12 protein-coding genes, 1 tRNA gene and 1 pseudogene are annotated in these 12,906 nt (G+C 68.7%); 7 read left to right on the top strand and 7 right to left on the bottom strand.

Annotated features, from left to right (window positions below; genetic code table 11):
- Position 1 precedes the first annotated feature (1 nt).
- From ACOFKS_RS05155 to ACOFKS_RS05170, 4 genes are all read right to left on the bottom strand, one after another.
- Positions 2–733, bottom strand: coding sequence for an AcvB/VirJ family lysyl-phosphatidylglycerol hydrolase (locus tag ACOFKS_RS05155; RefSeq protein WP_419808175.1), 732 nt, complete (start codon positions 731–733; stop codon positions 2–4).
- 166 nt (positions 734–899) lie between these two features.
- Entirely contained in the window at positions 900–3,542 is a 2,643-nt protein-coding gene (mprF, locus tag ACOFKS_RS05160) for a bifunctional lysylphosphatidylglycerol flippase/synthetase MprF (protein ID WP_419808176.1), read from the bottom strand.
- Positions 3,535–3,960 (bottom strand): DUF2147 domain-containing protein, encoded by a 426-nt coding sequence (locus tag ACOFKS_RS05165; RefSeq protein ID WP_419808177.1) that lies wholly within the window; start codon positions 3,958–3,960, stop codon positions 3,535–3,537. The genes mprF and ACOFKS_RS05165 overlap by 8 nt, the downstream gene beginning before the upstream one ends.
- Before the next feature lie 77 nt (positions 3,961–4,037).
- Positions 4,038–4,814: an AcvB/VirJ family lysyl-phosphatidylglycerol hydrolase gene (locus ACOFKS_RS05170; protein WP_419808178.1), complete on the bottom strand. Its 777-nt coding sequence runs from the start codon at positions 4,812–4,814 to the stop codon at positions 4,038–4,040.
- 122 nt (positions 4,815–4,936) lie between these two features.
- Here ACOFKS_RS05170 and ACOFKS_RS05175 point away from each other — a divergent pair, with 122 nt between their 5' ends.
- From ACOFKS_RS05175 to ACOFKS_RS05185, 3 genes are read left to right on the top strand one after another with little or no spacing between them, the layout of a single operon-like run.
- Positions 4,937–5,470: a DUF1003 domain-containing protein gene (locus ACOFKS_RS05175; RefSeq protein ID WP_419808179.1), complete on the top strand. Its 534-nt coding sequence runs from the start codon at positions 4,937–4,939 to the stop codon at positions 5,468–5,470.
- 10 nt (positions 5,471–5,480) lie between these two features.
- Positions 5,481–6,167 carry a winged helix-turn-helix domain-containing protein gene (locus ACOFKS_RS05180; RefSeq protein ID WP_419808180.1) on the top strand — a complete coding sequence of 229 codons (687 nt, stop codon included), beginning with the start codon at positions 5,481–5,483 and terminating at the stop codon, positions 6,165–6,167.
- A gap of 10 nt (positions 6,168–6,177) precedes the next feature.
- Positions 6,178–7,551 carry an ATP-binding protein gene (locus ACOFKS_RS05185; RefSeq protein ID WP_419808181.1) on the top strand — a complete coding sequence of 458 codons (1,374 nt, stop codon included), beginning with the start codon at positions 6,178–6,180 and terminating at the stop codon, positions 7,549–7,551.
- Between the two features lie 157 nt (positions 7,552–7,708).
- Here ACOFKS_RS05185 and ACOFKS_RS05190 read toward each other — a convergent pair.
- Positions 7,709–8,014 (bottom strand): annotated as a pseudogene (locus tag ACOFKS_RS05190) (efflux RND transporter permease subunit); the annotation flags it as partial.
- Between the two features lie 248 nt (positions 8,015–8,262).
- On the opposite strand from ACOFKS_RS05190, the gene ACOFKS_RS05195 reads away from it, so the two are divergent.
- Complete coding sequence (locus tag ACOFKS_RS05195) at positions 8,263–8,694, top strand: hypothetical protein (RefSeq protein ID WP_419808182.1); 432 nt, start codon at positions 8,263–8,265, stop codon at positions 8,692–8,694.
- Between the two features lie 210 nt (positions 8,695–8,904).
- Entirely contained in the window at positions 8,905–10,101 is a 1,197-nt protein-coding gene (locus ACOFKS_RS05200; RefSeq protein WP_419808183.1) for an FAD-dependent oxidoreductase, read from the top strand.
- Positions 10,102–10,234: 133 nt separating this feature from the next.
- On the opposite strand, the gene ACOFKS_RS05205 is transcribed toward ACOFKS_RS05200, so the two are convergent.
- Entirely contained in the window at positions 10,235–10,681 is a 447-nt protein-coding gene (locus tag ACOFKS_RS05205; RefSeq protein ID WP_419808184.1) for an SDR family NAD(P)-dependent oxidoreductase, read from the bottom strand.
- Between the two features lie 13 nt (positions 10,682–10,694).
- Between ACOFKS_RS05205 and ACOFKS_RS05210 the strand changes: the two genes are divergently transcribed.
- Both ACOFKS_RS05210 and ACOFKS_RS05215 read left to right on the top strand, forming a co-directional pair.
- Positions 10,695–11,852: a TolC family protein gene (locus ACOFKS_RS05210; protein WP_419808185.1), complete on the top strand. Its 1,158-nt coding sequence runs from the start codon at positions 10,695–10,697 to the stop codon at positions 11,850–11,852.
- A 5-nt stretch (positions 11,853–11,857) separates the two neighbouring features.
- Positions 11,858–12,649 (top strand): TetR/AcrR family transcriptional regulator, encoded by a 792-nt coding sequence (locus ACOFKS_RS05215; protein WP_419808186.1) that lies wholly within the window; start codon positions 11,858–11,860, stop codon positions 12,647–12,649.
- Positions 12,650–12,815: 166 nt separating this feature from the next.
- Here ACOFKS_RS05215 and ACOFKS_RS05220 read toward each other — a convergent pair.
- Positions 12,816–12,905, bottom strand: a tRNA-Ser gene (locus ACOFKS_RS05220).
- Between the last annotated feature and the right edge of the window lies 1 nt (position 12,906).

Genomic DNA, 12,906 nt, shown 5'->3' on the forward strand with positions numbered 1-12,906 from the left:
CTCAACTCCCTATGGACCCGGCGGCGGTCGCGTCGATCACGCGCAGGATGGTGGTGGTTACCAGATGGTCGTCGTTCTGGAGGAAGTGACCCCCGGGGAGCACCACGCGACGCGCCGCGCCGCCGGCGAGACCGGGGCATAGGCTGTCCGTCTCCTTCATGCCCTGGATGCAGAGCACCGACGTCCACCCGACGGTGCGCAGCGCAGCCGCGGGGGCGGCGTCGGGCGTGCCGCGATAGGCGAAGCCGAGCGGATCGGCACGGAAGTAGACGGCGCGCCCTGGCACCACCAACACCGCGGCGAGGACACGCGATCTCAGGTCCGCCGGCAACGCCGGCAGCGCGGTCGCGATCATGTCGGCGCCGAAGGACTGACCGATCAGCACGACCTTGGGGGCGCGCGTCCGGGCAAGCGTCTCCCGCGCGCCCTGTGCGACGATCGCCTCGACCTCTGCCCGCGTCCGGTGGTGGCCGAACAGCGTGGGCGAGTTGAGGCCGAGCACCGGAATGCCGCTTTTCGCCAAGGCCGCGGCGACGCGCGGGCCGATGCCGAAGCGCAGGCCCATGTCGCCTGACAGGTACAGCGCGGCGAACGGTCGGCGCGGGCCCGTCGCCGCGAACTCCGAGACGGGGTCGCTGCGAAGGAACCCCGCGGCGAGAAACAGCGCACCGGCAACGAGGCCGACGAGCGCGGCGGCGACGGTGGCGAACCTGAGCGCGCGGGCGTGCCTCATCCCATCGGTCCCGTACGATACCAGCGGCGGATCGCCGGAAGTCGGGCCAGATCGCAGCCGCAAAGGCGGCACCGCGCCGTCTCGATCCCGCGCGGGTCGACGGTGATCGCGGTCGGCTTGTGCCGCTTGGGCGGCTCGCGGCGAGGGAGGCGGGGCCGCATCGCGCCTACGCCGGCTCGGCGCATGACAGCGGCAGCGCAACGTCCTGGCATGCCGTGCGGGCGGTCGGGATCGACCCGAACCGCCGCTCGACGGTGCGGCGAGGCTTGCCGATCAGCCGCGACAGATCGCGGAGCGCCTGGATCAGCCCGATCCCCTGCGGCCCCGCGATGTAGCGCGGCTCCCAATCGGGCGCGAACTTGTCCTTGTAGGTGCGCAGGCCCTTGAAGCCGTAGAGCCGCTCGCCGTTGCGGAACACGAAGGCTCCCGCCTTCGCCCATGCCGGCGCCAGCCGCCGCCCCTCGATACCGGACAGCGGCGCCATGCCAAGCGAGAAGCGCCGGTAACCGCGCGCCGCCGCCCAGCGGATCAGGTTGGCGAATAGGAAGTCCATCGTCCCCGCCGGCGCCGCCTCGCGATGACGCATCAGGTCGACCGACGCCTCGCGCCCGTTCGCGGTCAGCCACAGGTTGGCGAAGGCGACGATACGGTCGTCGATCGTGACGATGCCGATGTCGAACTGGCCGACATAATTGGGGCTGAATGCGCCGAGGCTGAACCCTTTTTCCGAGCTGCGCCTGAAGCGCAGCCACTCGTCGGACACCGCTGCCAGCTCGGGCAGGATTACCGGCACGGCGTCGGCGGGCACCAATCGGAACGTCGCGCCCTTGTTCGCCGCCGCCTTTTCCGAGCGACGCACCGCGCGCAGGCGCGGCGTGTCGAGCGCGAAGCCGGGCAGGTCGACGATCGCCTCCTCGCCGAACTTGATGATGTTCAGCCCCAGGTCGATCGCCAGCGCGACCGCCGCCGGCGAGATTTCGTAGAGCATCAGCCGTCCCTGCGCGCAGTCCGACAGGTCGCGCAGCCGCCATAGCAGGTCGCCCCATGCCGCCCGCGGGCCGACCGGATCGCCCATCACGATCCAGCTCGCACCCCTGACCTGATACATCACGAACGCGTCCCCGGCCTCGGACACCAGGAACCTCTTGTCGCCGGTCAGCGCCAGCATCGCCTCCGTGCGGTCTGCCCCCGCCAGGATCGGGCGGATCGCGTCCAGATCGGGCGCGCTCGCCGCCGGTTCGGCACGGACCGCCGCCGGCGACATCAGCCGCCACACCGCGACGCCCGCGAGCAGCACGGTGGTGGCGAGCAGCGCGCGCAGGAAGCGTGGCGCATCGCCCTGGACGGAGAACCGCCACCACAGGTCGGCGGAATAGTCGACGTGGCGCTCCGCGAAGAAGCCGATCCACGCCGCCGCCCCGGCGACGGTGCCGATCGACGCCAGCGTCGCCGGGCTGAAGATCGGGCCGGTCAGCGCCGTCCGCCGGTAAAAGGCGGGCCGGGTCCATTGCAACAGCGCGGCGACGGCCAGACACACCGCCGCCTCCTCGTAATCCACCCCCTTGGTCAGCGAAAACAGCGCGCCCAGGATCAGCAGTGCGCGCGTCGCCACCATGGCGCCGTCCAGCCGGCGGTAGAGAAAGGGTGACATCAGCAGCAGCGCCGTGCCGACCAGGCTGGCCGCAACGTGACTCGCCTCCACGAACGGCAACGGCAGGACGGACGTCAGCGCGCCGATCCTCGCCTTCAGCGCGGGCAGCGACCCGGACACCAGCAGCATCGCGCCGCTGAGGAACGTCGTCGCGGCGAGCACCGGCGGCGCCACCGCCACCGCCACCACCCGCGCATCGACCAGCAGCCCGAACGCGACGCGGCGCCTGACGCCCTCGTGCCAGGCGAGTATCGCCAGGCTGACGGCGAGCGGCAGCAGGTAGTAGATCAGCCGGTAGGCGATCAGCGCCGCGAACAGCGCCGTGCGGTCGACCGGCACCACCGCCATCACCACCGCCTCGAACACGCCCAGCCCGCCGGGGACGTGCGTCACCACCGTGGCGACGATCGCCAACGCATAACCGAGTACGAAGACGGGCAGCATCGCGGGCGTCGCGGCGGGGATGAGCACGAACAGCGCCGCGCTGGCGAGCGCGATGTCGGCGACCGCAATCGCGACCTGCGCGATCGCCTGACCGGCGCGCGGCAGCGGGACGGCGGTGCCGAGGAGCGACACCGGGCGCCTAGCGGTGCCGCACGCCACCACCAGCAGCGCTGCGAGCATCAGGATCGCGGCGCCGGCGACCTGCAAGGTCGCCGGGTCCATCGTTCGGCCGGCGATCGTCAGCGGTATTTGATGGGTAAGCAGCGCCGCGCCGGTGACGGTGACGACACCCGCCCAGAAGGTCGCGCTGGCGACGCCGACCACGCGCGCGATATCGAGGGCGTCCAGCCCCGCCGCCGAGTAGACGCGATAGCGCGCCGAACCGCCGGTCAACAGCGCCAGGCCCAGATTGTGGCTGAGCGTATAGCTGGTGAACGACGCCAACGCGGCGGTACGCCACGGCAGCGGGCGTCCGATCACCCTGAGCGCCAACACGTCGTAAAGCGTCAGCACCAGATAGCTGCCCGCCGTCAGCGCCAGCGCCAGCCCGATCTGCGTCATCGACAAGGCGTGTACCGCCGCGCGGACCTGGCCAAAGCGCAGCTCGTGCGTCAGCCGGGTCAGCGCGCCGAAGCCGAGCGCGACGAGCGCCAGCGCCGCCGCCGCTCCCAGCCAGCGGCGATGCCGCCGGGCGAGGGATGCGAGGTCAGGCACCGGGCAGGCGCTCGATTCGATTCCACACCTGCGACTTGCAGATCAGGCCGCCCAGGATGCAGCCGCTGATCTTCAGGCTGGCCGGCGACAGCTGCTGGATGGTAGAGGCGAAATGTCGTCCCTTGTCGGGTACGAAGACGGTGCCGGACCATGCCCCCGGCCCGTCACCGCCATAGTCCTGCAGCAGCTCGGTGCCGAGCAGATCGGCGACGCCGCCGTCGCGCGCGTCCTCCTTCGCCTGCCGGCTCCCCCACACCACCCAGCCACACAGCTTGGCGCCGCACGGACCGGTCCGCACCACCACGCTGTTGTGCGGATTGACCCAGAGCCCCTCTGGAATCGTCATCGCGGGGGCGGCGGACACGGATGCCGCCACCGCCGTCATCATTAGCGCGGCAAGCGCGCCGGTCTTGAACATGGTCGTCCTCCCTTGTTGCGGTCGCGCCCTTACGGGGGGCGAAATGGCCCCCGCCCCAGCGGCGCATGAACTTTTCGTCATGCGAGGGCGGGCGCCGGCCGGGCCAACCGCCGCAGCAGCGTCGCAGTGACCAGCGCCGCGTCGTGATGGAGGTAATGGTCACCGGGCAGCACGGCGCGCGTCACGTTCGGCTGCTTCCAGCCGGGGCAGAGGCTGTCGTCCTCCTCTGCGCCGGAGACGCAGAGCACGGGCACCCAGTCCAGCCGTCGCGCCGCCGGCAGCGCGGGGCCGTCGTCGCCGATGTCGAACGCACCACCCGGCGTCGCGCGGCGCAGCATCGTCTGCCCCGGCACCACCAGCGCCACCAGCGCCACCCTGGCCCGCCATGCCGCGGGCAGCGCGCCCACGCCGGCAAGCAGCGCGTTGGCGCCGAACGACTGGCCGATCAGCACGACCCGCCGGGCGCCGGGGATCGCAAGCGCGCGCGCGGTCGCCTCCCGCACCAGCGCGTCGATCTCCGCGGGCGTGCGTCGATAGGCGAACGCGGCGAGCGAGTTGACCCCGATCACGGGCATGCCGGCGCGCGCCAGCCGGTCGGTAATGCCTACGGCCATGCCCGTGTTCAGACCCATGTCGCCCGACATGAACACCGCGACGGTGCCGTTCCGGGGCGCCGCGCCGGCGGCTGTATAGGCCCGCCAGATCGGCCCGGACGGGTAGCCTAGATGCCGCGCATAGACCCCCAGCGCCAGACCGACCGCCAGCAGCGCGGCGACGATACCGGCACCGATGCGCCGGCGTTGCTCACGACGGGGTGGGGTGGTGTTCGTCGATAGTTTCTGGAGCCTGCTCACCGCGTCGCTGTGCCGGACCCGACGCTGCGACGGCGTGGCGGAAACATTAGCGATTGTTCATGCCGTGCTCAGTCGCCGAACGGGCACCGGCGGGCATCGCGGCGCCGAAAGGAGACGCGCTGATGACCGGTGATCCCGCGCAGACACTCGCCGAGCGCCTGATCGGCAGCTCCCACGCGTTGCTCGACACGGAGCAGCGCCACGTGCTCGCCAAGATCGAGGAACGCCGCCCGCTGTCGCGCGACGCGGCCGACGTGGCTGACGAGACCGCTACCTGGGCCAATCGGCTGTCCGACCGCGTCGCCGCGGTCGGCGGTTCGTGGCGCTTCATCATCGGCTTTTCGGTGGTGCTGTTCGGCTGGATGCTGCTCAACAGCGACGTGCTGTCGCATTGGGGGCTGGCATTCGACCCCTATCCGTACATCTTCCTCAACCTGATGCTCTCGACGCTCGCTGCGGTACAGGCGCCGATCATCATGATGAGCCAGAACCGTCAGGCATCGAAGGACCGGCTGGCGGCCAGCTTGGACTATGAGGTCAACCTGCGGACCGAGCTGGAGATGCTGCGCCTGCACGAAAAGATCGACATGCTGGTCGCCGACAAGCTGGACGAAGTGCTCGCCGCGGTACGCGACGTGCCGGCGGCGACACGCTAGCGGAGGAAATATGGGGCATCGCATTCTGCTGATCGAGGACGACGCGGCGACCGCCGGCTATCTGGCCAAAGGGCTGGGCGAGGAGGGCTTCTTGGTCGATTCCGCCGGTACCGGGCGTGACGGCCTGTTCCATGCTACCGACATGGGGTACGACTGCATCGTTCTGGACCGCATGCTGCCGGGTATCGACGGCATGGGAGTGCTATCGGCGATGCGCGCCGCCGGCATCGAGACGCCGGTCATCATCCTGTCCGCGCTCGGCTCGCCCGAGGATCGCGTGAAGGGGCTGACGGGCGGGGCGGATGACTACCTCGTCAAGCCGTTCGCCTTCGCCGAGCTGCTGGCGCGCGTGCGCCTGCTGATCGGGCGCGGCGGCGCCAAGGTGCCGGTGGCGACCGCGCTGCGCTGCGACGACCTGGAGATGGATCTACTCGCCCGGCGCGTGCAGCGCGACGGCCGCACGATCGAGCTGCAACCGCGCGAGTTTCGCCTGCTGGAGTTCCTGCTGCGTCATGCCGAACAGGTGGTCACACGCACCATGCTGCTCGAAGGCGTGTGGGACTATCATTTCGATCCGGGCAGCAACGTCATCGACGTCCATCTGAGCCGGCTGCGCCGCAAGGTTGACGACGGGCATGCCCGGCCGTTGCTGCACACCATCCGCGGCGTCGGCTATCGACTGGGGGTCAAGCCGTGAGCGACCGGGCGTGACCTGGCGATCGACCACATTGCGCGTCGCGCTGCTCGTCTTCCTGCTGCAGGTCGCGGCGGGCGTCGCGCTGCTGCTGGTGCTCGACCTGAAGGTGCAGAACGGCGTGCGCGCGGCGGCGGCGCTGCAGGCGAACACCATGCGCGACGACCTGCTCGCGACCTATGGCGAGGGCGGTCTGTCGGGGCTGGTCAGTGCGGTCAGGACGCGGTCGCTGACCGCGATCACGCCGGGCGCGGTGCTGCTGGTGACCGACGCCGCCGGCCGGCCGCTCGCCGGTGACCTGCCGGCTTGGCCCGCCGGCCTTCCCACCAAGCCGGAAGCTCGGCAGGTCAGCGTCTACCGCACCGGCCGCGTCGCGCCCGAGATGATGTGGGTGCGCGCCACCGTCCTGCCCGGTGGCGGTCGCCTGCTCACGGGCGGCGTGGTGGAGGGGGCCGGCAAGGTGCTCCACTCGTTCGAGCGTGCCGCGATGCTATGCCTCGTTCTCGCGATCGCGTTCGCCGCGCTTGCCGCGTCGCTGTCGGCGCGGATGATCGTCGGCCGGCTCGACCGCACGGTGGAGACGTTGCGCGCGGCGCGGTCGGGCGACCTGTCGCGCCGCGTCGCGCCCGACCCGTCGGGCGACGCGTTCGCGATGCTGGTGGCCGAGGTCAACCGGACGCTGGAGCGGGTGGATCTGCTGGTCGGCGAGCTGAAGATCGCGACCGACGGGCTTGCCCACGACCTGAAGTCACCGCTCACCCGGCTCCGTTCGGCCTTGGAGAGCGCGGCACGTCGGGCGATCGAGCCGGACGAGGCGGCGATCATCGAGCGGGCGCTGGTGGAGAACGATCGGGTGCTGGGCATCGTCGGGACGGCGTTGCAGATCAGTCGCGCCGAAGCCGGCATCGGTCGCGAGCACTTCGCGGTCATCGACCTGGCGGACGAACTGCGCGGGATCGCGGAAATATACGGCCCGGTCGTCGAGGAGCATGGGCGCGACCTGGTGATCCTAGCGTCGGGCCCAGCGATGCTGTCCGTGCACCGCGAACTGCTGGGGCAGGCGTTGGGCAATCTGATCGACAATTCGCTGAAATACGGCACCGGCACCATCACACTGGAACTGGCGCGCGTCGACGGGCGCGCGAAGATCACGGTTACCGACCGTGGCGCCGGTATCGAAGCGTCGCAACGCGGGCAGGCGCTCACCCGTTTCGGCCGACTGGATCAGGCGCGCGGCCTGCCTGGTGCCGGACTGGGATTGCCGCTGGCTGCCGCCGTCGCCAGCCTGCATGGCGGATCCATCGAACTTACCGATGCCGAGCCCGGCCTGTCCGTAATTCTATTGCTTCCCGACCTCCGCGGCAGGACTTCAGCGCTTCTCGATTAGACGAGGTCGGTCAACCAAGACTTCACAGTGCTCGATCAAGTCGCGGTCTGCCGTTTGCCGCCGGCAGGAATCGCCACCTTGATAGATCGCGGCCCTTTGCCAGACCGGTCTGATCCTACGCCGTGCACTCCGCACCGGAATCGCCCCGGACTCAGCACCCTCGGAAGGCGAGCGGCACGCCGGTGAACACGATCGCGGCATCGCGCACGCTGAGCAGCGCACCGTAGAGCAACAAAAGGATCAGCGCGAAGCACGCGGGCACGACCAGCGCGAGCCGGTCGCGCGCCGACGCGAGATTTTCGAATGCGCCACCCCATTCGAGATAGGTGCCGGCCGGCAAGCGGACCTCGCGACCGATCGCTCCTTGCGCGTCGGCGACGACACTCGATACATCCCGGCCGCGAACGTTGGCCTGCACCACGACGCGGCGCTTGCCGTTCTCGCGGCTGATCTGGTCCTCGCCAACCGAAGGGCGCCCGTCGAGACCACCGCTCAACGACCTTCGACAGCAAGCTCGGCGCGCCCCGAACCGCTCGTCGAGCCAGATGAACCAAGGTCCGGCTCTGCGACATGGCGAGTTGCCCATGACTGTCTGCAACTGGGTCAAAGCAGCTTTTCGGCTTCTCGGAGCAGTGGCATGTCTGGAGGATGTCCGTCCGGGTTCCCTCCGTCGCACACGACTACGCTCCCCCCGGATCTAGGATTGTCCGGGTGGAACGGATGTCGCCAGCCTTTATCAAGTACCATCTTGACGATGGCCGGGTACTGCACCGGTTTACACGTCCTGAGCCTCACGCCCATCCGCACGATCATCCCTGGTCGTTCGAGACAATTATTCTGTCGGGCGGGTACGTCGAAGAGGTCTTCACATTTCGTCCGGACGGCGGTTGGGAAAGCGGGCTCATCGAGCGTCCAGAGGGTTCGCATTTTCGGATCGAAGCGAGCCACATACACCGCATTGTGGCCCTGCCGCACGGAGAGAGCTGGACAATAGTTCGGGCTGGTCCGCACGAACGCAAGACCCTGTTCTGGCGTTTCGGCGACACGGTGCAACGCCGAGCCTGGAATGTCAGGCGTTGGAGCAACTACCGCGCGCCCATGATCCGCAGTGACCGCCAGCTTCGGTTCGATAGCGGCTGGTGAGAGTAACAGTCCTGCTAACCTGAACAAACGTCCGTCTCCGGGAACGCCTCGGCGGTTCTGACAGCCGAGAGTGGGTCGCAGCAGTCACGCACCAGCTACCAAGATGCATTGTCGAACGCGGCGCCATCTTCCGTGATCCAGAGACATCGGTTTGCCGGTTGCCATTGCTAGTATTTGGCGGGCGGGGCGGCCAGCGCTAGTCCCGCACCGATGGCCAAGTTCGATATCGCTGTGGCGGGTTGCGGACCCGGCGGACTCGCTGCTGCGCTGTTGCTTCACCGCGACGGCCATCGCGTGCGGTTGTATGAGCGGTTCGACAAGCCGCAGCCGATTGGCTCCGGACTAATGATCCAGCCGACCGGACGCGCGGTGCTACGCGAGCTTGGTCTTGACGGACAGGTCGCAGATCGTAGCGCGCGGATCGAGCGGCTGTTCGGGCGGGCAGCAGGCCGCACCGTACTGGACGTGCGCTATGCGGCACTGGCAAGCGGTAACGCCTTTGGCCTGGGCACTCACCGTGCCGCGCTATTCGACATCCTCTTCCGGGCGGTGCGCGCAGCGGGCATTCCGATCGAGACCGGTCGCACGGTGACGGGAAGCGAGATGGACGGTTCCGGTAGGCGGCTGCGGTTCGCCGACGGTAGCGAGGATGGGCCGTTCGACCTCATCGTCGATGCGCTGGGTACTCGCTCGCCGCTCGCGCCGCCGACCGGCAGGCCGCTAGCCTATGGCGCGTTGTGGACGAGCCTCGACTGGCCCGCTGCCGGACCGTTCGACGGCGCGGCGCTGGAGCAACGCTATCGCCGCGCCAGCGTCATGGCCGGAGTCCTGCCGCTCGGTCGACCGACGCCGGGTCGACCATCACAGGCCGCCTTTTTCTGGTCGCTGCGCGCGGACCGACTTGAGCGCTGGCAGGCGCAGGGGCTCGACGCTTGGAAAGTTGAAGTCGCCGACCTGTGGCCCGCGACCCGACCGCTGCTCGACCAGATCGTCGCGCCCGAGCAATTGACCTTCGCCCGTTATGCGCATCGCACGCTGGCCATGCCGATCGCCCCGGCCCTGGTCCATCTCGGTGACGCCTGGCATTCGGCTAGTCCGCAGCTTGGTCAGGGCGCAAACATGGCGCTGCTTGATGCCTATGCGCTCGCGCTCGCGCTCCGGCGGTCCGGCGAGATTCCAACCGCGCTTGCCGCCTTCCAACGGCTACGTGGCCGTCACGTCCGGCTTTACCAATCGGCAAGCGCGATGTTCACGCCGGTCTACCAGTCGGACGGTCGGATACTACCGATCTTGCGCGACCGGCTGGTCGGGCCGATCTCCAGATGCTGGCCGGCGAAGCGTATCCTGGCGCAAATGGTAAGCGGGCTGATCGGGGACCCCCTGACGCCGCTGGGGCTGGTCGCGTGACGGGATGCTGCAGACCAAAACCCCGGGTAGATTGACGAGCCAGCTGCGAGATGAACGGGCGTCCGATTACGGCGAGCGGCAAGGGCGACCTGAATGGCCGAAAGTGGGTCAAAGCTGACAGACCGCCGAAAGGCTAAGCCTCGCTTGTCCGATAGCGCATCGCGACGTCCCGGCGCGACAGGTTCGGGGCCATCGCCAATCGGGCCGCGGTCATCGCCTCCCACTGGGCGACATCGGCGAGCGGCGGAATCGTTACCGCCTCGCGGCGGTCGAACCCGATCAACGCGGCGTCGACCAGGTCGTCGACCGACATCACCATCTCCTGCGGGAAGGCATCGATGTCCTTGCCCGATCGCGCCCAGATTTCGGTCCGTGTCGCGCCTGGCAGCACGGCCTGGACGTAGACGCCCTTGTCCTTCAGCCTCGCGGCGAGCGACAGGCTGAGATTGAGAACATAGGCCTTCGACCCGCTGTACACGCCGTCGAACTGTTCGGGCAGGAGGGCGAGGACCGAGCCGATGGTGACGATGGCCCCGCGCCCGCGCCCCGCAAACGCCCTGGCGGCGGCGCCCGCGAGCATCGTCGCGGCGGTGATGTTGAGCGCGATCAGCCGCGCGACGTTGGCGTCGTCGCGCGACAATACGATCGGCCGCCTCACCCGAGCGGTCGGCACGCCGCGCGGCTACACCGAATATGCGATCGGCACGCAGGCGTCGTGGGAGCTCGACCTGTTCGGCGGCCTGCGCCGCGGACGCGAGGCGGCGCGCGACGATCTGGCCGCGAGCGAGGCGAGCGCGGGCGCGGTCGCGGTGGCGGTAGCCGCCGAGACCGCGGACGCCTATCTGACGCTGCGCGCGTTCCAGGCACGGCTTGGGGTGGCGCGCGATCAGGAGGCGAACGAGAAGCTGCTGGTGAGCCTCGTTCGCCAGCGCTTCGATCAGGGCATTGCCGCCGAGCGCGAGCTCAACCGGACCACCGCCGAGCTCGTTGGCGTGCGTGCCGCGATGGCGCCGTTGCGCGCCGCGATTGAGGCACAGCTCAACCGCCTCGACGTGCTGGTCGGCGATGCGCCGGGCAGCAATCGCGCGTCGCTGGTCGAGGCACGCCCCGTGCCCGTCGCGCCTGTACCCGCCGGCAGCGCAGCGCCCGACCTGCTCCGCCGCCGCCCCGACGTCATCGCCGCCGAACGCCGGCTCGCCGCGAGCAATGCTCGGATCGGCGTCGCGGTTGCGGACTATTATCCGCATGTGTCGCTCTCGGGCCTGTTCGGGGTCGCGAGCCTTGGCACCAGCACCCTGTTCACCGGGGGCGCGGTGCAGGCATCGGGCGGGGCGGGGCTGCGCTGGCGGCTGTTCGACTTCGGTCGCGTCGATGCCGAGGTCGCGGGCGCCCGCGGTCGCCACGCCGAGGCGCTTGCCGCGTGGCGCGGATCGGTGCTCGCCGCTGCCGAGGATGTCGAGACGGCGCTCGCCCGGCTCGGCGAGGCGCATGCCGAGCGCGCGAACCTGGAACGACAGGTCGCCGCGCTCGACCGCGCCCGAACGCAGGCGCGGGATGCCTATGCCGGCGGGGTGACCGGCCTGATCGACGTCACCGACGCCAATCGCGAGCTGCTCGCCGCCTCCGATCGGCTTGCCACGGTCCGCGCCGAGGAAGCGCGCAGCGCGGTTGCCGCGTACCGGGCGCTGGGTGGTGGCTGGCAGGCGGCGAACGTTCCGGCTCTTGCATCTGTCGCGGTAGACCACAGGTAACGCCGATGCGCTACGATAGCGAACACAAGGCGCACACGCGCGATCGGGTTCTCAAGGCGGCCGCCGCTGCGATCCGCGAGGACGGGCCCGACCGGGTCGGCGTCGCCGCGATCATGAAGCGGGCGGGCCTGACTCACGGCGGCTTCTACGCGCATTTCGGATCGAAGGACGACCTGCTGAGCGAAGCCGTCGGCTATATGTTCAAGGATCGTTACGACGCATTCTTCGCGGATATCGACATGGTCGAACCGCACGCCGGTCTACAGCGGCTGGTCGACTATTATCTTTCGATGCGACACCGCGACGCGCGCGAATGGTCCGTGCGACGTGTCGTGCCGCTGTTGGGCATCCGGGTGTCGGTGGCGATACCGCCATGTATATCGCAGAAGCCAAACGGCAGATGCAGAGTTGGTCAACGGATCGCGTATCCGTTATCGTATCCTAGTACGAAAAAGGAGGGAAGGCGTGGCCAAGGAAATCGACAACCGGCCGACGCCGGAGACGGACAAGCCGGAGTGATCGCGCTTGTGCTAGTCATGCTTGCTATGACACCTAGCCGGGCCACGCCCAGGGAAGGAGCTACGGCTACCAACCCGAAGACTGGCGAGCGGATTGTCCTCCGCGATGGTCTCTGGCGACCAATCCTCGGGCCTGGCCCACACACGCTTGTTATCTCAGACGGTAGCGCGATGACGCGGATGGAGTACCAATCCGGTCCAGCATGTGAGCGTGCCCGTGATACGGTCGACCGACAGCTTAGACCGCGTTCCGTCAAAGCCTTCTGCATCCCGCACTAGCCACGCGTTTGCAAACTACATAATCGCCTAGAAAAGGTTGGTTTGGCTGATGCAACCTGTCGCATTCTAACGCAAACTAATGCAAAGCATGATGGTGGGCAGAAGGATGAATAAAATCACCGTTCGGGAAATTATTAAGCAATCTCAATAGCTTCCCTAAGGTAATTGGCGGACAGGGTGGGATTCGAACCCACGGTGGGCTTCCACCCACGGCGGTTTTCAAGACCGCTGCCTTAAACCACTCGGCCACCTGTCCT

This window comes from Sphingomonas sp., assembly GCF_965200135.1.
In the GTDB taxonomy this organism is placed as follows: Bacteria; Pseudomonadota; Alphaproteobacteria; order Sphingomonadales; family Sphingomonadaceae; genus Sphingomonas.

Bases quoted from the DNA above. Each gene is read 5' to 3' on its own strand.
- ACOFKS_RS05155 (WP_419808175.1), bottom strand. From the start codon at position 733: ATGAGGCACGCCCGCGCGCTCAGGTTCGCCACCGTCGCCGCCGCGCTC.
- ACOFKS_RS05165 (WP_419808177.1), bottom strand. From the start codon at position 3,960: ATGTTCAAGACCGGCGCGCTTGCCGCGCTAATGATGACGGCGGTGGCG.
- ACOFKS_RS05175 (WP_419808179.1), top strand. From the start codon at position 4,937: ATGACCGGTGATCCCGCGCAGACACTCGCCGAGCGCCTGATCGGCAGC.
- ACOFKS_RS05180 (WP_419808180.1), top strand. From the start codon at position 5,481: ATGGGGCATCGCATTCTGCTGATCGAGGACGACGCGGCGACCGCCGGC.
- ACOFKS_RS05200 (WP_419808183.1), top strand. From the start codon at position 8,905: ATGGCCAAGTTCGATATCGCTGTGGCGGGTTGCGGACCCGGCGGACTC.
- ACOFKS_RS05205 (WP_419808184.1), bottom strand. From the start codon at position 10,681: ATGCTCGCGGGCGCCGCCGCCAGGGCGTTTGCGGGGCGCGGGCGCGGG.
- ACOFKS_RS05210 (WP_419808185.1), top strand. From the start codon at position 10,695: ATGTTGAGCGCGATCAGCCGCGCGACGTTGGCGTCGTCGCGCGACAAT.
- ACOFKS_RS05215 (WP_419808186.1), top strand. From the start codon at position 11,858: ATGCGCTACGATAGCGAACACAAGGCGCACACGCGCGATCGGGTTCTC.